Consider the following 19,682-nt stretch of genomic DNA (forward strand, 5'->3'; position numbering starts at 1 on the left):
CGGGAGGAATCACGCCTGCTCCAGCGCGTCCGCCAGCCGCTCCACCGCGATGACCTGCATGTCCTTGTAACGCCCGCCCTTGGGCACGTTGGCCTTGGGCACGATCGCGCGACGGAAGCCATGGGTGGCGGCCTCGCGCAAGCGCTCTTCCCCGTTGGGCACCGGACGGATCTCTCCGGACAGCCCGACCTCGCCGAAGGCGACGGTCTTCTCCGCCAGCGGCCGGTCGCGCAGTGAGGACAGCACCGCCAGCAGCACCGGCAGGTCGGCGGCGGTTTCCTGCACCCGGATGCCGCCCACGACATTCACGAACACGTCCTGGTCGCCCACGCCGACGCCGCCGTGCCGGTGCAGCACCGCCAGCAGCATCGCCAGCCGGTTCTGCTCCAGCCCCACGGCCACCCGGCGCGGGTTGGACAGCGGCGAGGAATCGACCAGCGCCTGCACCTCGACCAGCAGCGGCCGGGTGCCCTCGCGGGTGACCATCACGCAGCTGCCCGGCTGCTGCGCGCTGCCGGAAAGGAAGATCGCCGAGGGATTGGGCACTTCCTTCAGGCCCTTGTCGCCCATCGCGAACACGCCCAGTTCGTTGACCGCGCCGAAGCGGTTCTTGAAGGCGCGCAGCACGCGGAAGCGGCTGCCGCTCTCGCCTTCGAAGTAGAGCACCGCGTCGACCATGTGCTCGAGCACGCGCGGACCGGCGATGCCCCCCTCCTTGGTCACGTGGCCGACCAGGAACACGGCGGTCCCGGTTTCCTTGGCGTAGCGCACCAGCCGCGCGGCCGCCTCGCGCACCTGGCTGACGGAGCCGGGCGCGGCGGTGAGCGACTCGGTCCACAACGTCTGCACCGAGTCCGCGACGATCAGCCGCGGCTGCGCCTGCGCGGCGTGCTGCAGGATCGACTCGACCCCCGTCTCTGCCAGCGCCTGCAGGTTGTCCAGCGGCAGGTCCAGCCGCATCGCGCGGCCGGCGACCTGGGCGAGCGATTCCTCGCCGGTGACGTAGAGCGCGGGCACCTGCGCGGCCATCTTCGCCAGCGCCTGCAGCAGCAGGGTGGACTTGCCGATGCCCGGATCGCCGCCCACCAGCACCACAGCGCCCTCGACCAGGCCCCCGCCCAGTACCCGGTCCAGCTCGCCGATGCCGGTGGACACCCGAACCTCAGCGGACTGGCTGACATCCTTGAGCGCGGTGACCTTCGGCGGATCGACCTTGCCCGCCCAGCCGCCGCGGCGCGCCGAGGGCGGGCCGGCGGCGGCGCCGGCCGGCTCCAGCACCACCTGCGACAGGGTGTTCCAGGCCCCGCATTCGCCGCACTGGCCCTGCCACTTGCTGTATTCGGCGCCACAGTCGCCGCAGACGTAGGCCGTCCGGGCGCTGGACTTGGAAGAGGGCTTGGCCACGGGATCGCGTCCGCTGCAGGTGGGACGCCACTCTAGCGGCGGCGCGTCTCCGCTGGCGAGACGGGACCGGGTGCCATCTGGCCTGCCCGCCTCCGAACCGTTAGAATTCCGCCCCCGGTCGCGCCAGCGCGTCCGGCCTCCGCCGGAATAGCTCAGTTGGTAGAGCGGCGCATTCGTAATGCGTAGGTCGCAGGTTCGACTCCTGTTTCCGGCACCAGCTTCCCCCAGAACCCCCGGCCAGCGCCGGGGGTTCTGCTTGTCGGCGACCCGCGACCTCGCCCGAAAACTCGACGGCCACAGGTGTCGGGCCCGGTGGGCGTGGTGGTCGGCACGTGCTTTCGTCGCCCACTTCGCGTCGGCACGCGCCCGGCCTGCCGGACACGACGATAGTGGAAGGCGGTAGTACCCTAGCGGCCCCCTGGTCAACCGGATCGATCCGTGCGCTTTCCCATCTGGCGGGTCACCGTGGTCGTGGGGGTGGTACTGGCATTCATGGCCGCACCGATCTGGTCGTTGCTCGGGCCGGGGGTGTTTCGCTGGCACGTCCAGCAGCCTGCCGCCTGGCAAGGGGGGCTGGAGGCGCTGACGGTATTCGCCCTGCTGTTCGCCCTATTCCGATGGACACGCGGCGCGCCCCGCTGGATCGGCGCCGCGGTGACCGTTGCGCTCTACGCCCGCCACCACGGCGTGGATTTCGCGATCCTCCTGAGTTACGCATACCTGGAGGGCATCTTCGCCCTGGGGGCCGTCGCTTCGGCCTCGCTGGGCGTTTTCCGCGGCGCCGACCCTGCGAATCCCGGGGCCATCGGGCTGGTCGGGCTGGTGGCGTGGTCCTTGCTGTTGTGGGCTGCCTCGATGGCGGGCTTCGGCAGCATGGAATCGCTCGGCTGGATGGCCTTGCTGGTTCTGGGCGCCATGATCGCGATGCGCCGCCGACCGATGCTCGGGGGCATCCTCGCGGGGGCCGTACGCCGCACATCCGATCGCAATCCGGCGGTAGCCGCCTTGATCGCCACGCTGATGCTGGTGATGTATGCCAAGGCATCGGTCTCCACGGACTTCGATTCCAACTGGTACGGGCTGGCGACCGATCGTGCATTGCTGGCCAGCGGCAGCGTCTTCCGCAGCGAAGGTCTGGTCGCCCCCGTTCATTACTACCCGAAACTGACCGAGCTCCTGCAGGTACCCATGGCCGTGGTCGGCAGCATCCCGGCGGTGGTCGGCCTCAGCATCGGGTGCTGGCTGGCCACGCTCGGAACCTCTTCGATCATCCTGCAGGAGCTGCGCGTAGGCCGCGCTCTGCGGCCCTACATCATCGCGCTGGTAGCGACACTGCCGGCGTTCGCCAACGTGTCGATGACGGCCAAGGGTGATGCGCTCGCGGCGCTGCTGCTGAGCACGGCGATGGTCGCCGTCCTGCGCCTGAAACACGGCCGCTCGTTCGCGTGGTTCTGGGTCGCCATGAGCGCGGCACTGCTTGCCAGCCAAGCGCGGCTTTCCAATATCCCCTACACGCTGGCGCTGGGACTGCTCGCCCTGCTGGCAGCGGCGCGATGGATACGCAAGCCTCCATCACCCCACCGGGGGCAGGGCAGCAGCCCCATCCTCTTCATCGCCACGCTGGCGCTCGTAATCCTGATCACGTCCAGAACCTGGCTCCTGGCCGGGGTCCCCCTGGTCGCACCCAACGCTGCGCTCGATCTGTTCTCGCGATGGGGAATGGAGCTCAAACCACCGGTCGGCCATCTGCCTACCAGTGACCTGCTCATCTACCTGCCGCCGGCCAAGGCATTGTGGGCGTACCTGTTCGATCCCCGGCACTACCCGCTGCTGCAGATCCTCTGGACAGGGAATGCGTGGCTCAGCCTGTCCCTGGCGTCCTTGCTTCTCGGCTGGCGCAGGCCAGTCGCATGGCGGCGTGCGCTGCCCGTGTTGTTCGTCGGCCTGCTTTTCTTCCCGATGCTGCTGGGCAACCGCTACATCGAAGCGTCGGGCGCGGACGGGAACTACTTCGTGACGCCCGTATCATGCCTGATGCTGTTCGCGGGCTTCCTGCTGCAGCAGGCCTTGTGGAAATGGCAGCGGGCTTCTGCCGTAGCCGCCACCATGCATGCCCTGGCCTTCACGGCAGCAGCCACTTCTGCGCTCATATGCCTCGTCACCGGGCTCTGGGGACCGGGCACCCGGGCGTTCGACGCCCGGCTCGATCGACCGGTGCTCGACACGGCGCTCCGCAGAGCCGCCGCCTGGCACGACATCGGACTCGAACGGATCGCCCAGCGCCTGCTTCAGGAACCACCGCGGACGCGCGTTGTCGGCGATGTCGGCGGCGAAGGGTTCTGGTTGCCGGTACGTTACGAACCGATCGACATCATCGCCCTGACCCGCGGGGAACTGGTCGAGACCGGAGAACGGACGCTGGAGTTCCTGCGCACTACCGAGGTGACATTCCTGATCGTCCGCGTCCCCGGGGAGTCCCCGCCGGAAGGGCGGGCAGCGATCCTGCGCCAGGCCGTCGACGCGCTGAAGCAGAAAGGTGAGGCCGAGGTCGAGCTTGTGGAAGGTCCCTACGAGCTCTGGCGGTTGTCCTCAACGGAGGCGGGACCCGCAAGCCCCCGCGCTCCGGCCCGTTGACAGGAAGGCCTCCAGCGGCCCGCGCGGATTCGCGCGACGGCGCTCCTTTCGCCTGCCATCCCGTGAAGTCCAACGGGCCGATCACGGGCAAGCAGGATCCAGGTGCCGCTCCGCTGGCGCCTGCACGTGCACGCTGGACCGTCGGGACCGGGGTGTTAACGTAGCTGGCCAGCTCCTGTCTTCTGCATCCTGATGATCCGTCGCCTCCCGTTCGTGCCGGCCCTTCTCCCGATCCTGCTGCTGGCCTTCACCTGGCCGGCACTGGCACAGGCGCCCTCCATGGACGATGCCCGCCGCCAGCTGGAGCGCCTGGGCGCAGGGCTGGACGAGCCGCAGGACGACCTCGCGCTGCAGGCTTCGCGCGACGCCACCCTGAGGATCCAGGCCCAGGCCGAAAAGACCATCGCCGAGCGCACGCCGCAGCTGCAGAGCCTGGATGCGCGACTGGCCGAACTCGGCGAAAGCCCGGCGACGCAGGGTCAGGAAGCGCCGGAGGTGACCCGCGAACGCCGCGACCTGCAGCGCCAGCGCAATGACGTGGATTCGGAGCTGCGCCAGGCGCGCCTGGCTTCGGTGGAGAGCGGCCAGCTGCTTGAACGCATCGCCGCCGAGCGCCAGGAAAGTTTCCACCAGCGCCTGTCGGAACGGACCACGCCGCCCTGGAATCCCCGTTTCTGGCGCAACCTCGCCGACAACCGTGCGCGCGATGCGAAGCGCCTGTCCGACGTGTGGGAAGACACGTACGACAGCGTGACCCGGCGCTGGCAGGCCAGCCCGGCGCGTTCGGCGGCGTACCTGCTCGCAGCGCTCATGGTAGCCGTGGTGGTCGGCTGGTTCGGCGCCCGCAAGGTGCCCCGACTGGTGGGCAAGCACATCCCGGCCGGACCGCTGCGACGTTCGGCCCCGGCCATGGCGCGACTGGTCCTGTCGACACTGGCTGCGTGGTGGATCGTCGGCCTCGCCCACGCCGCGTTGCTGCCCGCCTCGCCGACCGCTGAGGTTGCCCGGCTCGCCGGCCTGGCCGGCAGCACGCTCGTGTTCGCCACCTTCGTGACCACGCTGGGCGCGGTGCTGCTGGCGGTGCGTGCGCCATCCTGGCGCCTGCCGGCGATCTCCGATGCCGGCGCACGCGCGCTGCGCCCGGTTCCGCTCGCGGCGGCGCTGGCAATCGTGCTGGCCACCTTCCCGCAGGAACTGGGGATACTGGTGAACGCCAGCCTGCCCCTGACCGTGGCCCTCACCACCCTGGCGGCGCTGGTGTCGACCGCGGTGGTCCTGTTCGCGCTCGTGCGCGTGCACCGCCTGCACGCCCACGCGGCCGGTGAGGGCGGCGCGGTGGACGCGGCACCCGCCAAGCCGCACTTCCGGCCCTGGATCAACGTCGCCACCACCATCGGCTGGATCGGCGCCGGCATCTGCCTGCTCGGCCTGATCACCGGCCACGTCGCGCTTTCCGGCTTCATCGCCCAGCAGATGCTGTGGACCGGCGTGGTCCTGGCCACCCTCTACCTCGGCATGCGCTTCATCGACGACGTCGTCTGCGCGATCGTGGGCGCGAAAGGCCTGGCCGGGCGCCGGATCAACAGCCGCTTCGGCCTGGACCCGCGCCACGTCGAACGGCTGGCGGTCGTGCTGTCGGCGGTGCTGCGCACGTTGCTGGCGCTGCTGGGCCTGATCGCCCTGGCCATGCCCTACGGCGCCAGCGGCGACGACCTGATCGACCGGGCGCTGGGGCTGGCGCGCGGCATCTCCATCGGCCAGCTCGTCCTCAGTCCGACCGACGTGGTCCGTGCGATCGCGGTGTTCCTGCTGGCCAGCGGCGTGTTCCACCTGGTCAAGCGCTGGCTCGGGCGGCGCTACCTGCCGACGACCCGGATGGACGAGGGCATGCGCGCCTCGGTGGTCACCCTGTTCGGCTACTTCACCGTGGTGCTGTCGGTGGCCATGGCGCTGGCGGCGATCGGCGTGGGACTGGAACGGATCGCATGGATCGCCAGCGCGCTGTCGGTCGGCATCGGCTTCGGCCTGCAGGCGATCGTGCAGAACTTCATCTCCGGCCTGATCCTGCTGGCCGAGCGGCCGGTGAAGGTCGGCGACTGGGTCGTGGTCGGCGACGCGGAAGGCGACATCCGCCGGATCAACGTGCGCGCCACCGAGATCCAGACCGGCGACCGCACCACGGTGCTGGTCCCCAATTCCGAGCTGATCACCAAGACGGTTCGCAACCGGACCTTTTCCAACGCCGAGGGGCTGGTGAAGATCGTGCTGCCGATGCCGCTGGCCACCGACGCCGACCTGGTCCGCGAGCTGCTGCTGGAGGCCTTCCGCGGGCATCCCGGCATCCTCGAGGCGCCGGCGCCGTCGGTGCTGATCGACGGCATTTCGGACAAGGGCCAGGTGATATTCAGCGCGACCGGGTTCGTGGCCACGCCGCGCCAGGCGGCGAACACGCGCAGCGCGCTGCTGTTCGAGATCCTGCGCAAGCTGCGCCAGCTCAATATCCGGATGGTGTGACCTGCGCCGGCCGCGACCTGCGGCCGGCGCGCCTGCTCAGCCGACCAGGCGCAGGCGCAGTTCCTTGGGCAGCGCGAAGACCATGTCTTCCGGCTCGCCGTCCAGCTCGCTCACGCCCTGCACGCCGAGCTCGCGCAGGCGGGCGATGACGCCGTCGACCAGCACCTGCGGCGCCGACGCGCCGGCGGTCAGGCCGATGTGGCGCTTGCCGGCCACCCAGGACGGGTCGATCTCGTGCGCACCGTCGATGAGGTACGACTCCACGCCCTCGCGCCGGGCCAGCTCGGCCAGGCGGTTGGAGTTGGAGCTGTTCGGCGAGCCGACCACCAGCACCAGGTCGCAGCGGCCTGCGAGTTCACGCACCGCGTCCTGCCGGTTCTGGGTGGCGTAGCAGATGTCGTCGTGGCGCGGGCCCTGGATGGCGGGAAAGCGCGCCTTGAGCGCGTCGATGATCCCGCGCGTGTCGTCGACCGACAGGGTGGTCTGGGTGGTGTAGGCGAGGTTCTGCGGTTGACCGACCTCAAGGGTGGCAACGCCGTCGATATCCTCCACCAGATGGATCGCGCCGTTGCCCGCCTCGCGGCTCCACTGGCCCATGGTGCCCTCCACTTCCGGATGGCCGGCATGGCCGATCAGGACCACGTCGCGCCCGGCGCGGCAATGCCGCGCGACTTCGAAGTGGACCTTGGTCACCAGCGGGCAGGTGGCGTCGAACACCTTCAACCCGCGCCGTTCGGCCTCCACGCGCACCGCCTGCGACACGCCATGGGCGCTGAAGATCACCGTCGCATTGTCCGGCACTTCGTCCAGCTCTTCGACGAACACCGCCCCTCGCGCCTTGAGGTCGTCGACCACGAAGCGGTTGTGCACGACCTCGTGGCGCACGTAGATGGGCGCGCCGAGCGTTTCGATCGCGCGCTTGACGATCTCGATCGCGCGGTCGACGCCGGCGCAGAAACCGCGGGGATTGGCGAGGATGACGTCCATGGAATCAGTCGTGGAGATCGGCGTGGGAGCCGGGGACGGCCCGTGCACAGCGTGGCAGGTCCATCATGAACCGGGTTTGGCCTTCCTGCCATCGAACAGCCCGAACAGGGCGATGCCGATGGCGCCGGCGACGATCGCGGCATCGGCCAGGTTGAACGCCGGCCAGTAGTGGCCGCGCCAGTACCACTGGATGAAATCGACCACGTGGCCATGGACCAGCCGGTCGATGACGTTGCCGAGCGCGCCGCCGATCACCAGTGAATAGGGCAGCGCCTGCCGCCAGTCGCCGCGGGGCGTACGCCAGAGCCACCAGCCGAGCAGGCCGCAGATGGCGAAGGCCAGCACGGTGAAGAAGACCGCCTGCCAGCCGCCGGCATCGGCCAGGAAGCTGAAGGCCGCGCCGGTGTTGTAGGTCCGGTACCAGTTCCAGAAGCCGTCGACGACCGGCACGGCGGTGTACTCGGGCAGGCTGGACAGGACCCAGGCCTTGCTCCACTGGTCGAGGCCGATGATGGCCGCCGACAGCAGCAGCCAGACCATCGCGTTGGGCCGGGGCCGGGTTGTGCTCATGCTCAGAACCACCTGCGATCCTCGCCCGGGCCTTCGATGTTGGATACGCAGCGCCCGCACAGCTCCGGGTGCGCGGGGGCCACGCCGACGTCGGCGCGGTGGTGCCAGCAGCGCACGCACTTGGCCTTGCTCGTCGGCTGCGCACTGACGAAGATGTCGTCGGTCTGCGCCACGGCGACGGACACGTCGCCGCTGATGAACAGGAAGCGCAGTTCCTCGGCCAGCGGCTGCAGGTGGGCGGCGGTGTCGGCGCCGGCGGTCACGGTGATCTCCGCTTCCAGCGCCGCGCCGATCTGGCCGTTGGCGCGCATCGGCTCCAGCACCTTGGCCACCTGCTCGCGCAGGGCGAGCAGGCGGTCGAAGTCGGCCGCGCCCAGCTGGGCGCCGGCCGGCAGCGGCGCCAGGCCGTCGTACCAGGTCGCGAACAGCACGTTGCCCGCGCGTTCGCCGCCTTCCGTGGATGCGGGCAGGTACCCCCACAGCTCGTCGGCGGTGAAGCTCAGCACCGGCGCGATCCAGCGCACGAACGCCTCGGCGATCCGGTACATCGCGCTCTGCGCGCTGCGCCGGCCGCGCGAATCCTCGCCCATCGTGTACAGGCGGTCCTTGGTCACGTCCAGGTAGAGCGAACCGAGGTCCACGCTGCAGAAGTTCAGCAGCGCCTGCACGATCGCGGCGAAGTCGTAGCGCCCGTAGGCGTCCTTGATCTTCTCCTGCACCTCGAAGGCGCGGTGCACGATCCAGCGGTCCAGCGCGACCATGTCCTCCAGCGGGCGCAGGTCGCGCGCCGGGTCGAAGCCGTGCAGGTTGGCCAGCAGGAAGCGCGCGGTGTTGCGCAGGCGCCGGTAGGCATCGGCATTGCGCTTGAGGATCTCCTGCGACAGCGACATCTCGTTGCTGTAGTCGGCCGAGGCGATCCACAGGCGCAGGATGTCGGCGCCCAGGGTCTTCATGATGTCCTGCGGCTCGATGCCGTTGCCGAGCGACTTGGACATCTTGCGGCCGTGCTCGTCCACGGTGAAGCCGTGGGTCAGGCACTGCCGGTACGGCGCGGCCTTGTCGATCGCCACGCCGGTCAGCAGCGAGGACTGGAACCAGCCGCGGTGCTGGTCCGAGCCTTCTAGGTAGAGGTCGGCCGGCTTGCCCAGGCCGCGCTCGAGCAGCACGCCTTCGTGGGTCACGCCCGAATCGAACCAGACGTCGAGGATGTCGGTGATCCTGTCGTAGTCGCCGGCCTCGGCGCCGAGCAGTTCGGCCGCATCCAGCGTGTACCAGACGTCGACGCCGCCCTGCTCCACCCGGTCGGCGACCTGGCGCATCAGCTCGCTGCTGCGCGGATGCGGCTCGCCGGTCTCGCGGTGCACGAACAGCGCGATCGGCACGCCCCAGGTGCGCTGGCGCGAGATCGTCCAGTCCGGACGGCCCTCGACCATGCCGGCGATGCGGGCCTTGCCCCACTCCGGATACCAGGTGACCGTATCGATGGCGGCCAGCGCGTCGGCGCGCAGGCTGGCCTGCTCCATCGAGATGAACCACTGCGGCGTGGCGCGGAACGCGATCGGCGTCTTGTGCCGCCAGCAGTGCGGGTAACTGTGTTCGAGCCTGGTCGCCGCCAGCAGCGCGCCGCTGGCGCGCAGCACCTCGATGATGGTGTCGTTGGCCTTCCAGATGTGCAGGCCGGCCAGTTCCACGCCCTGCGCCGGCGGCGTCGACGGCAGGTACACGCCGCGTCCGTCGACCGGGTTGAGCTGCGCGGCGGTGTACTTCTCGATCAGGCCATACGCCTTGCCGACCACGTAGTCGTCCTGGCCGTGGCCGGGCGCGGTGTGCACGGCGCCGGTGCCGTCCTCGGCCGACACGTGGTCGCCGAGGATCGCCGGGATGTCGCGCTCGTCATAGAACGGATGGGCGAACAGCAGGTTCTCCAGCGCCACGCCCTTCACCCGACCGTGGACGGTCACGCCGGTGACGCCATAGCGCTGCAGCGCGCGCTCGGCCAGCGCGTCCGCCAGCACCAGCCAGCGGCGCTTGCCGTCGCGGGCCGGGCCTTCCACCAGCGCGTACTCGAGGTCCGGGCCCAGCGACACGGCCAGCGAGGCCGGCAGCGTCCAGGGCGTGGTGGTCCAGATCGGCAGGGCGACCTCGACGTCCGCGGGCACCTGCACGCCGAACGCCGTCCCGACCTCCCGTGCGTCACGCGCGGCGTAGGCGACGTCGACCGCCGGCGAGACCTTGTCCTGGTATTCGATCTCGGCCTCGGCCAGCGCCGAACCGCAGTCGAAACACCAGTGCACCGGCTTCACGCCGCGGGTCAGGTGGCCGTTGTCGACGATCTTGGCCAGCGCCCGGATCTCGTCGGCCTCGAAGCGGAAGCTCAGCGTCTTGTACGGATTGTCCCAGTCGCCGATCACGCCCAGCCGCTTGAAGTCCTTGCGCTGGATCTCGATCTGCGACTCGGCGTACTCGCGGCACTTCTGCCGGAACTCGACCGCGTCGAGCTTGACCCCGACCTTGCCGAACTTCTTCTCGATCGCGATCTCGATCGGCAGGCCATGGCAGTCCCAGCCCGGGATGTACGGCGCATCGAAGCCCGCCAGGTACTTGGACTTGACGATGATGTCCTTGAGGATCTTGTTGACCGCATGGCCCAGGTGGATCGCGCCATTGGCGTAGGGCGGGCCGTCGTGCAACACGAACAGCGGGCGTCCCTTGGCATTGGCGCGCAGCTGCGCGTACAGGCCATCGGCTTCCCAGCGCGCCAGGGTGTCCGGCTCGCGCTTGGGCAGGTCGCCGCGCATCGGGAAATCCGTGGCCGGCAGGTGGAGGGTGGCTTTGTAGTCTTGGGTCACGGCTCTACCGTCGTGCGGCGGTCTTGGGTGGGTCGTCCGCACGCGCGCGCGCGGGCTCATGCGGGGAACGGGCGTCGTCCGCGAGGATCCGGCGTGCCTCGCCGGCGTCGCGATGCATCTGTTCGGTCAGCGAATCCAGGTCGGCGAACTTCTCCTCGTCGCGCAGCTTGGCGACGAACTCGACCTCGAGGTGGCGGCCGTACAGGTCGCCCTCGAAGTCGAACAGGTGCGCTTCGAGCAGCGGCTCGACGCCATCCACCGTCGGCCGGGTGCCGAAACTGGACACCGACGGCCACGCCCGCCCGCCGGCGCCATGCACCCGGGTCGCGTAGATGCCCGACAGCGCCGGGGTCTTCGGGAAGCGCAGGTTGGCGGTCGGGAAACCGAGGGTGCGGCCAAGCTGGCGCCCGCGCACGACCCGGCCCCCGATCGAATACGGGCGGCCGAGCAGCAGCGACGCCTGGGCGAAATCGCCGGCGCGCAGGGCCTCGCGGATGCGGGTGCTGGACACGCGCTCGCCATGCGCGTGCACCGGCGCGATCTCGCCGGCGTCGAACCCCAGCTCCCGGCCCATCGCCTGCAGCAAGGCCAGGTCGCCGCCGCGACGGTGCCCGAACCGGAATTCCGGACCGATCCACACCTCGCGTGCGCCGAGCCGGCCGGCGAGCACGCGGCGCACGAACTCCCCGGCGGCCATGGCCGACAGCGCCTCGTTGAAACGGAGCAGGCCCAGCCGATCGATGTCGAGCGACAGCAGCCCGCGGATCCGGTCGCGCGGCAGGGTCAGGCGCGGCGGCGGGTTGCCGCGGGCGAAAAACTCGCGCGGCAGCGGCTCGAAGCTCAGCGCGACGGCGGGCAGGTCCAGTGCGCGGGCGCGCGCCACGGCATGGCCCACCAGCGCCCGGTGGCCCAGGTGGAGGCCGTCGAAGGCGCCGATGCAGACCACGCTGCCGCGCGGGCACAGGGACCCGCCATCGACGTCACGGAACAGCCTGCTCATCTATCTCGTCATGACCACTGGATCGCCCGCGGCGCCGGCACGGCGCCGGCCCGGGGCCGAACGCCGAAGTATAGCCGGCGCGACCGGCCGGTTCGGCCTCAGCCGCGCAGGTCGCGTGGACGCAGGCCCTGCAGCAGCAGCAGCGCGACATACGCGGCCGCGCCGCCGCCGACCAGGATCGACAGGCGCCAGCCGCGCCCCCACCAGTCCCAGCCCGCCCATTCCGGCCACAGGCCGCGGAACGCGAGGACCACCGCCACCAGGCCCGCCGCCGCGATCGCGACCTGCCGCAGCAGCCGACCCCAGCCGGGCTGGCGCCGGTAAACGCCGGCCCGGCGCAGCAGCCAGGCCAGCTGCACGGCGTTGACCCAGCCGGCGATCGCGATGGCCAGGGCCAGCAGGGCGTGCGCACCCTGGATCGACGCCAGTGCGCGCACGGCGTGGCCGCCGTTGGCGGCCAGGGCCGCGCGGCCGGCGTCGGTCGCGTACACCAGCAGCAGGAACAGGCCGAGCGTGGCCAGTGCATTGACCGCCACCGACACCACCGCCGCGCGCACCGGGGTGCGGGTGTCCTGGCGCGAGTAGAACGCGGGGGCCAGCACCTTCACCAGCAGGAACGCCGGGACCGCGGTGGACTGGGCGACCAGGCTCCAGGCGCTCATGCGTGCGTCGTCGGCGTCGAAGCGGCCGTACTGGAACAGGGTCGCCACCAGCGGACCGGCGCACAGGATCAGGCCCAGCGCTGCCGGCACGCCGATCAGCACGCACAACCGGAAACCCCAGTCGAGCCCGCGCGAGAAGCCGTCCGGATCGGTCGCGGCATGCCGCGAGGACAGGTGCGGGAGGATCACCGTGCCGATCGCCACGCCGAACATGCCCAGCGGGAATTCCAGCAGGCGGTCGCTGTAGTACAGCCAGCTGACGCTGCCGCTGACCAGGATCGCCGCCACCCAGGTGTTGAGCAGCAGGTTGAACTGCACCACCGAGGCGCCGAACAGGGTCGGCACCATCAGCGTCATGATCCGCCGCACGCCGGCATGCGCCGCGCCCCAGCGCGGCCGCGGCAACAGCCCGAGCTTCAGCAGCGACGGGACGTGGAAAGCCAGCTGCAGCAGGCCGGCCGCGAACACGCCCCAGCCCAGCGCCACGACCGAGCCGCCCATCAGCGGGCCCAGCCAGAGCGCGGCGGTGATCATCGACAGGTTCAGCAGCACCGGGGACAGCGCCGGAATGGCGAAGCGCCGGTAGCTGTTCAGGATTCCGCCGGCCAGCGAAGCGAGCGAGATGAACAGCGCATAGGGGAAGGTGATCTGCAGCAGCTGGGCAAGCAGCGCCTGCTGGCTGGCATCGAACTTCGGCGCCAGCACGCGGGCGATCCAGGGCGCCAGCAACAGGAACAACGCGGTGATCACCACCAGCGCGGCCGAGAGCGTGCCGGCCACCCGGTCGACCAGTTCCTTGACCTCGGCGTGGCTGCGCTTTTCGCGGTACTCGGCCAGGACCGGCACGAACGCCATCGAGAACGAGCCTTCGGCGGAGAGCCGGCGCATGAAATTCGGGATCCGGAACGCCACGAAGAAGGCGTCCATCGCCCCGCCGGCGCCGAAGACGTGGGCGTAGACCTGGTCGCGGACCAGGCCGGAGACCCGGGACAGGAAGGTCATGGCCGAAATGACCGAGGTGGAGCGCAGCAGCCGGTGACCGCTCATCGGGCCGCTCCCGGACCTTGAATGGGGAGGTTGACCCAAGTCTTTGAATCCGCCATAATTTCGCGTTCGCTGTATCCCACCACACCGTATCCGCAACAGTTTTTCAGGAATCCACCGCCGTGGCCAACATCAAGTCCGCCAAGAAGCGCGCCAAGCAGACGGTCGTGCGCAACGCGCGCAACGCTGCCCAGCGTTCGCAGCTCCGCACCGCCGTCAAGAAGGTCCTCAAGGCCCTGGACGCCAACGACGCCGCCGGCGCCGAGGCGGCCTTCGCCGTCGCCCAGCCGATCCTGGACCGCTTCAGCTCGCGCGGCCTGATCCACAAGAACAAGGCCGCCCGCCACAAGAGCCGCCTGACTGCCCGCATCAAGGCGATCAAGGCCGCCTGATCCCGCCGCGGCGGCCGCCCGGCCGCTGCACGGAGGCGCAACGAAAAACCCGGCTTCGGCCGGGTTTTTCGTCGTCTGGAGCTTGGACTCAGGCCGCGCCATCGCGCGCCTCGAGTTCGGCCGCGCGCTGGCGGTCCAGGAACGTCATCACCTCGAGCATGATCGGCCAGGTGCCCTCGCGGCCCAGGGCGGAGACCAGGAACCACGGCTGCTCCCAGCCCAGCTCGGCGACCACCTGCGCGGCGCGGACGGCGGCCTCGTCCTCGAACATCAGGTCGGCCTTGTTGAGCACCAGCCAGCGCGGCTTGGCCAGCAGCTCCGGATCGTGCTTGCCGAGCTCGTGCTCGATCGCGCGGACCTGCTCGGCCGGGGACACGCCCTCCACCCCGCCTTCCATCGGCGCGATGTCGACCAGGTGCAGGAGCAGGCGCGTGCGCTGCAGGTGGCGCAGGAACTGCGCGCCCAGGCCGGCGCCTTCGGCCGCGCCTTCGATCAGCCCCGGGATGTCGGCGATGACGAAGCTGCGGTGCGCCTCGACGCTGACCACGCCCAGGTTCGGATAGAGGGTGGTGAACGGATAGTCGGCCACCTTCGGCGTGGCCGCGGAGACCGCGCGGATGAAGGTGCTCTTGCCGGCATTGGGGAAGCCGAGCAGGCCGACGTCGGCCAGCAGCTTGAGCTCCAGCCTGAGCAGGCGCTGTTCGCCCTGTTCGCCCGGCGTGGCCTGGCGCGGCGAGCGGTTCACCGAGCTCTTGAAATGCATGTTGCCCAGCCCGCCCTTGCCACCACGGGCCACCAGCAGGCGGTCGCCGTGGCGAGTCAGGTCGCCGATCACCTCGTCGGTGTCGACGTTGGTGATCACGGTGCCGACCGGGACGGTGACGACCTTGTCCTCGCCGCCCTTGCCGTACATCTGCCGGCCCATGCCGTTCTCGCCGCGCTGGGCGCGGAACGAACGCTCGTGGCGGAAGTCGACCAGGGTGTTGAGGTTCTCGTCGGCCACCAGCCAGACGCTGCCGCCGTTGCCACCGTCGCCACCGTCAGGCCCGCCCAGCGGGATGAACTTCTCGCGGCGGAAACCGACGCAGCCGTTGCCGCCGTTGCCGGCGATCACTTCGATTTCAGCTTCGTCGACCAGTTTCATGGGAACCGTGACCGGAAAGGAGGGAGTGCCGGCGACCGGCACAGTCTACCGGCGGCCGCGGGCGGCGGCGCCGGCAAGCAACGGGCGGTCCAGCCTGCTGCAAATGGAAAGCCCCGCCGGAGCGGGGCCTTCGTTGCGTCAACCCGGCTTGAAGCATGCCGCGCCAGGCGCGGCATGCGATCAGGCTTCGGCGACGACGCTGACGGTACGGCGCTTGGCCGCACCCTTGGTGCCGAACTCGACCTTGCCGTCGACCAGCGCGAACAGCGTGTGGTCGCGGCCCAGGCCGACGCCGGCGCCCGGGTGGAACTGGGTGCCGCGCTGGCGGACGATGATGTTGCCGGCTTCGACGGCCTGGCCGCCGAAGATCTTGACGCCCAGGTACTTCGGGTTGGAATCGCGGCCGTTGCGCGAGGAGCCTACGCCCTTTTTATGTGCCATGACGAACTCTCCTTATGCTTAGCCGGCGATGCCGGTGATTTCGATTTCGGTGTAGTACTGGCGGTGGCCCTGCCGCTTCATGTGGTGCTTGCGGCGGCGGAACTTGATGATGCGGACCTTGTCGGCGCGGCCGTGGGCCACGACCTTGGCGGTCACGCTCGCGCCCTTCAGGGCGTCACCGACCTTGATCCCGTCGCTGTCACCCAGCAGCAGGACGTTGTCGAACTTGATCTCGCTGCCGGCATCGGCCTCGAGCTTCTCGACGCGGAGCGTTTCGCCCTGCGCCACGCGGTATTGCTTACCGCCGGTTACCAGAACTGCGTACATGACCAGGCATTCCTCTGTAGTTATTGTGGCCGCCGTACCGCCATCGAGGGCGGACAGGAGCGGGATTATAGGGATTTCAGTCGCTTAGGTGCAACCGCCCCGGGACCCGGCCCGGAGCGCGGCGTCGGCTCGTTCAGCTTTGATTCCCGGCCACGCCGCGCCCTGTGAACCGGCGGCCAGGGCCCCCGCAGGCGCATGAACGCATACAGCCAGGGTGAGGCCGGGCTGCCCCGCCTGGACTGGCAATCCGGCCGATTGCCCCCAAATCGGCAGGCCGGTAGGCTGACCGATTGGTCGTCCCCCGGCCCTCCCCCAGCCCCCAACGGACCCCCTGCCCGATGGCGATGGACACGATCCGCATCCGCGGCGCCCGTACCCACAACCTCAAGAACCTCGATCTCGACCTGCCGCGCGACAAGCTGATCGTGATCACCGGCCTGTCCGGCTCCGGCAAGTCATCGCTGGCCTTCGACACGATCTACGCCGAGGGCCAGCGCCGCTACGTGGAGTCGCTGTCGGCCTACGCCCGGCAGTTCCTGAGCGTGATGGAGAAGCCGGACGTCGACCACATCGAAGGCCTGTCGCCGGCGATCTCGATCGAGCAGAAGTCGACCTCGCACAACCCGCGCTCGACCGTCGGCACGATCACCGAGATCTACGACTACCTGCGCCTGCTCTACGCACGCGTGGGCACGCCGCGCTGCCCGGACCACGGCTATCCGCTCGAGGCGCAGACCGTCGGCCAGATGGTCGACCAGGTGCTGGCGCTGGACCCCGAGCAGCGCTGGATGCTGCTGGCGCCGGTGGTGCGCGACCGCAAGGGCGAGCATGCGCAGGTGTTCGAGCAGCTGCGCGCGCAGGGCTACGTGCGGGTGCGGGTCAACGGCGAACTGCACGAGATCGACGCGGTGCCGGCGCTGGCCCTGCGCCAGAAGCACACGATCGAGGCGGTGATCGACCGCTTCCGCCCGCGCGAGGACATCAAGCAGCGCCTGGCCGAGTCGTTCGAGACCGCGCTCAAGCTCGGCGACGGCATGGCCATGGTGATGTCGCTGGACGACCCGGCCGCGCCGCCGCAGCTGTTCTCCTCCAAGTACTCGTGCCCGGTCTGCGACTACTCGCTGCCCGAGCTCGAGCCCCGGCTGTTCTCGTTCAACGCGCCGATGGGCGCCTGCCCGTCCTGCGACGGCCTGGGCATGGCCGAGTTCTTCGACCCGGCGCGGGTGGTCGCGCACCCGGAGCTGTCGCTGGCCGCCGGCGCGGTGCGCGGCTGGGACCGGCGCAACGCCTACTACTTCCAGCTGATCAACTCGCTGGCCAAGCACTACCGCTTCGACACCGACACCGCCTGGCAGGACCTGCCCGAGGCCGTGCGCGAGGCGGTGCTGTACGGCAGCGGCGAGGAGGTCATCAGCTTCACCTACCTCACCGAAAGCGGTGGCCGGGCGCAGCGCAAGCACCGCTTCGAGGGCATCATCAACAACCTCGAGCGCCGCTACAAGGAAACCGAGTCGGCGGCGGTGCAGGAGGAGCTCGGCAAGTACATCAGCGAGCGCGCCTGCCCGGAATGCGGCGGCGCCCGCCTGAACCGCGCCGCGCGCAACGTCTTCGTCGCCGACAAGCCGCTGCCGTCGCTGGTGGTGCTGCCGATCGACGAGGCCCTGACCTTCTTCCGCTCGCTCAACCTCGCCGGCTGGCGTGGCGAGATCGCGACCAAGATCGTCAAGGAGATCAACGAGCGGCTCGGCTTCCTGGTCGATGTCGGCCTCGACTACCTGACCCTGGAGCGCAAGGCCGACACGCTGTCCGGCGGCGAGGCCCAGCGCATCCGGCTGGCCAGCCAGATCGGCGCCGGCCTGGTCGGGGTGATGTACGTGCTCGACGAGCCGTCGATCGGCCTGCACCAGCGGGACAACGAGCGCCTGCTCGGCACCCTCACCCGCCTGCGCGACCTGGGCAACACCGTGATCGTGGTCGAGCACGACGAGGACGCGATCCGCATGGCCGACCACATCCTCGACATCGGCCCGGGCGCCGGCGTGCACGGCGGCGAGATCGTCGGCGAGGGCACGCTCCAGGACATCCTCAAGTCGCCGCGTTCGATCACCGGCCAGTACCTGTCGGGCAAGCGCGAGATCGAGGTACCGGCCAAGCGGCACAAGCCGAACCCGAAGATGACCCTGCACCTGCGCGGGGCGACCGGCAACAACCTCAAGGACGTCGACCTCGACGTGCCGGCCGGGTTGATGACCTGCATCACCGGCGTATCCGGCTCGGGCAAGTCGACCCTGGTCAACGACACGCTGTACGCGCTGGCGGCCAACGAGATCAACGGCGCCTCGCACCAGCCGGCTCCGTACCGCGAGATCGAGGGCCTGGACCTGTTCGACAAGGTCGTGGACATCGACCAGTCGCCGATCGGCCGCACCCCGCGCTCCAACCCGGCGACCTACACCGGCCTGTTCACCCCGCTGCGCGAGCTCTACGCGCAGGTGCCGGAAGCGCGCGCGCGCGGCTATTCGCCGGGCCGCTTCAGCTTCAACGTGCGCGGCGGCCGCTGCGAGGCCTGCCAGGGCGATGGGCTGATCAAGGTCGAGATGCACTTCCTGCCGGACGTGTACGTCCCCTGCGACGTCTGCCACGGCAAGCGCTACAACCGCGAGACCCTGGACATCCTCTACAAGGGCCACAGCATCCACGACGTGCTGGAGATGACCGTCGAGGATGCGCTGAAGCTGTTCGAGCCGGTACCGGCGATCGCGCGCAAGCTCGAGACCCTGGTCGACGTGGGCCTGAGCTACGTCAAGCTCGGCCAGAGCGCGACCACGCTGTCCGGCGGCGAGGCGCAGCGCGTGAAGCTGTCCAAGGAGCTGTCGCGGCGCGATACCGGCCGCACCCTCTACATCCTGGACGAGCCGACCACCGGCCTGCATTTCCATGACATCGAGCACCTGCTCGGCGTGCTGCATCGCCTGCGCGACGAGGGCAACACGGTGGTGGTGATCGAGCACAACCTGGACGTGATCAAGACCGCCGACTGGGTGGTGGACCTGGGCCCGGAAGGCGGCCACCGCGGCGGCCAGATCATCGCCACCGGCACGCCGGAAGAGATCGCGGCCACGGGCGCTTCGCACACCGGCCGCTTCCTGGCCAAGCTGCTGCCCGCCGCCAAGGCGTCCAAGGGCAGCAAGCCGGCGGCGGTGGCCAAGCCCGCCGTGCTGCCGCCGCGCAAGTCCGCAACCAAGAAGAAGGCGACACGATGAGCGACACCCAGGCCGCCGCGGCCCCGAAACAGCTGGCGCGGATTCCGATGAGCGTGCGCTGGCGCGACATGGACGCGATGGGCCACGTCAACAACGCCAAGTACATCTCCTACCTGGAGGAGGCGCGCGTGCGCTGGATGCTGGGCGTCCCGGGCGTATCCATGACCGACCGCATCGCGCCGGTGGTGGCGGCGACCAACGTCAACTACCGCGCGCCGATCACCTGGCCGAACGACGTCGTGGTCGAGCTGTTCGTCGAGCGGCTGGGCAACAGCAGCGTGACCATCGGCCACCGGATCGTCGACCAGAAGGACGAGCGCGTGCTCTATTCGGACGGAAACGTCGTGGTGGTCTGGATGGACACCCAGACCGGCCGCAGCGCGCCGCTGCCGGAGGCGATCCGCGCCGCTTCGACCTGAGGCGGCGTACGGCCCGGCGCCAGCACGCGGCG

General features: G+C 69.9%; 14 protein-coding genes and 1 tRNA gene. 6 read left to right on the top strand and 9 right to left on the bottom strand.

What is annotated here, in order from left to right:
* Positions 1–9: 9 nt before the first annotated feature.
* Complete coding sequence (gene radA / locus ACA089_RS07075; RefSeq protein ID WP_372014997.1) at positions 10–1,404, bottom strand: DNA repair protein RadA; 1,395 nt, start codon at positions 1,402–1,404, stop codon at positions 10–12.
* Between the two features lie 141 nt (positions 1,405–1,545).
* Between radA and ACA089_RS07080 the strand changes: the two genes are divergently transcribed.
* From ACA089_RS07080 to ACA089_RS07090, 3 genes are all read left to right on the top strand, one after another.
* Positions 1,546–1,621: transfer RNA gene (locus tag ACA089_RS07080), tRNA-Thr, on the top strand.
* Positions 1,622–1,842: 221 nt separating this feature from the next.
* Positions 1,843–4,038: a hypothetical protein gene (locus ACA089_RS07085; RefSeq protein ID WP_372014999.1), complete on the top strand. Its 2,196-nt coding sequence runs from the start codon at positions 1,843–1,845 to the stop codon at positions 4,036–4,038.
* Between the two features lie 192 nt (positions 4,039–4,230).
* Complete coding sequence (locus tag ACA089_RS07090) at positions 4,231–6,552, top strand: DUF3772 domain-containing protein (protein WP_372015002.1); 2,322 nt, start codon at positions 4,231–4,233, stop codon at positions 6,550–6,552.
* A 36-nt stretch (positions 6,553–6,588) separates the two neighbouring features.
* Here the strand turns inward: ACA089_RS07090 and ispH are convergent, their stop codons facing one another.
* From ispH to murJ, 5 genes are all read right to left on the bottom strand, one after another.
* Complete coding sequence (gene ispH, locus ACA089_RS07095; protein WP_372015005.1) at positions 6,589–7,539, bottom strand: 4-hydroxy-3-methylbut-2-enyl diphosphate reductase; 951 nt, start codon at positions 7,537–7,539, stop codon at positions 6,589–6,591.
* 63 nt (positions 7,540–7,602) lie between these two features.
* A complete protein-coding gene (gene lspA, locus ACA089_RS07100) occupies positions 7,603–8,109 on the bottom strand; it encodes a signal peptidase II (RefSeq protein ID WP_372015007.1) in 507 nt (168 codons plus the stop codon).
* Positions 8,110–8,111: 2 nt separating this feature from the next.
* Positions 8,112–10,958 (bottom strand): isoleucine--tRNA ligase, encoded by a 2,847-nt coding sequence (gene ileS / locus ACA089_RS07105; protein WP_372015009.1) that lies wholly within the window; start codon positions 10,956–10,958, stop codon positions 8,112–8,114.
* 4 nt (positions 10,959–10,962) lie between these two features.
* Entirely contained in the window at positions 10,963–11,958 is a 996-nt protein-coding gene (locus ACA089_RS07110; RefSeq protein ID WP_372015012.1) for a bifunctional riboflavin kinase/FAD synthetase, read from the bottom strand.
* 98 nt (positions 11,959–12,056) lie between these two features.
* Positions 12,057–13,667: a murein biosynthesis integral membrane protein MurJ gene (gene murJ / locus ACA089_RS07115; RefSeq protein WP_372015015.1), complete on the bottom strand. Its 1,611-nt coding sequence runs from the start codon at positions 13,665–13,667 to the stop codon at positions 12,057–12,059.
* A 119-nt stretch (positions 13,668–13,786) separates the two neighbouring features.
* Here murJ and rpsT point away from each other — a divergent pair, with 119 nt between their 5' ends.
* A complete protein-coding gene (gene rpsT, locus ACA089_RS07120) occupies positions 13,787–14,056 on the top strand; it encodes a 30S ribosomal protein S20 (RefSeq protein WP_192275701.1) in 270 nt (89 codons plus the stop codon).
* An 88-nt stretch (positions 14,057–14,144) separates the two neighbouring features.
* Here the strand turns inward: rpsT and obgE are convergent, their stop codons facing one another.
* From obgE to rplU, 3 genes are all read right to left on the bottom strand, one after another.
* Positions 14,145–15,200, bottom strand: coding sequence for a GTPase ObgE (gene obgE / locus ACA089_RS07125; RefSeq protein WP_372015018.1), 1,056 nt, complete (start codon positions 15,198–15,200; stop codon positions 14,145–14,147).
* Positions 15,201–15,380: 180 nt separating this feature from the next.
* Complete coding sequence (rpmA, locus tag ACA089_RS07130; protein WP_052633028.1) at positions 15,381–15,641, bottom strand: 50S ribosomal protein L27; 261 nt, start codon at positions 15,639–15,641, stop codon at positions 15,381–15,383.
* Between the two features lie 18 nt (positions 15,642–15,659).
* Complete coding sequence (rplU, locus tag ACA089_RS07135) at positions 15,660–15,968, bottom strand: 50S ribosomal protein L21 (protein WP_372015021.1); 309 nt, start codon at positions 15,966–15,968, stop codon at positions 15,660–15,662.
* A 338-nt stretch (positions 15,969–16,306) separates the two neighbouring features.
* Here rplU and uvrA point away from each other — a divergent pair, with 338 nt between their 5' ends.
* Positions 16,307–19,231 (top strand): excinuclease ABC subunit UvrA, encoded by a 2,925-nt coding sequence (uvrA, locus tag ACA089_RS07140; RefSeq protein ID WP_372015023.1) that lies wholly within the window; start codon positions 16,307–16,309, stop codon positions 19,229–19,231.
* The gene (locus tag ACA089_RS07145; protein ID WP_372015026.1) at positions 19,228–19,650 is read left to right on the top strand and encodes an acyl-CoA thioesterase; all 423 of its coding nucleotides are present in this window, start codon (positions 19,228–19,230) and stop codon (positions 19,648–19,650) included. Before uvrA ends, ACA089_RS07145 begins: the two co-directional genes overlap by 4 nt.
* The last annotated feature ends 32 nt before the right edge of the window (positions 19,651–19,682 follow it).

The sequence above is a fragment of the Pseudoxanthomonas fibrivorans genome, from assembly GCF_041464125.1.
Taxonomy (GTDB): domain Bacteria; phylum Pseudomonadota; class Gammaproteobacteria; order Xanthomonadales; family Xanthomonadaceae; genus Pseudoxanthomonas.

What these genes read in the sequence shown, in the direction of transcription:
- ACA089_RS07090 (WP_372015002.1), top strand. Translation starts at nt 4,231, where the DNA reads ATGATCCGTCGCCTCCCGTTCGTGCCGGCCCTTCTCCCGATCCTGCTG.
- ispH (WP_372015005.1), bottom strand. Translation starts at nt 7,539, where the DNA reads ATGGACGTCATCCTCGCCAATCCCCGCGGTTTCTGCGCCGGCGTCGAC.
- lspA (WP_372015007.1), bottom strand. Translation starts at nt 8,109, where the DNA reads ATGAGCACAACCCGGCCCCGGCCCAACGCGATGGTCTGGCTGCTGCTG.
- ACA089_RS07110 (WP_372015012.1), bottom strand. Translation starts at nt 11,958, where the DNA reads ATGAGCAGGCTGTTCCGTGACGTCGATGGCGGGTCCCTGTGCCCGCGC.
- murJ (WP_372015015.1), bottom strand. Translation starts at nt 13,667, where the DNA reads ATGAGCGGTCACCGGCTGCTGCGCTCCACCTCGGTCATTTCGGCCATG.
- obgE (WP_372015018.1), bottom strand. Translation starts at nt 15,200, where the DNA reads ATGAAACTGGTCGACGAAGCTGAAATCGAAGTGATCGCCGGCAACGGC.
- rpmA (WP_052633028.1), bottom strand. Translation starts at nt 15,641, where the DNA reads ATGGCACATAAAAAGGGCGTAGGCTCCTCGCGCAACGGCCGCGATTCC.
- rplU (WP_372015021.1), bottom strand. Translation starts at nt 15,968, where the DNA reads ATGTACGCAGTTCTGGTAACCGGCGGTAAGCAATACCGCGTGGCGCAG.
- uvrA (WP_372015023.1), top strand. Translation starts at nt 16,307, where the DNA reads ATGGCGATGGACACGATCCGCATCCGCGGCGCCCGTACCCACAACCTC.
- ACA089_RS07145 (WP_372015026.1), top strand. Translation starts at nt 19,228, where the DNA reads ATGAGCGACACCCAGGCCGCCGCGGCCCCGAAACAGCTGGCGCGGATT.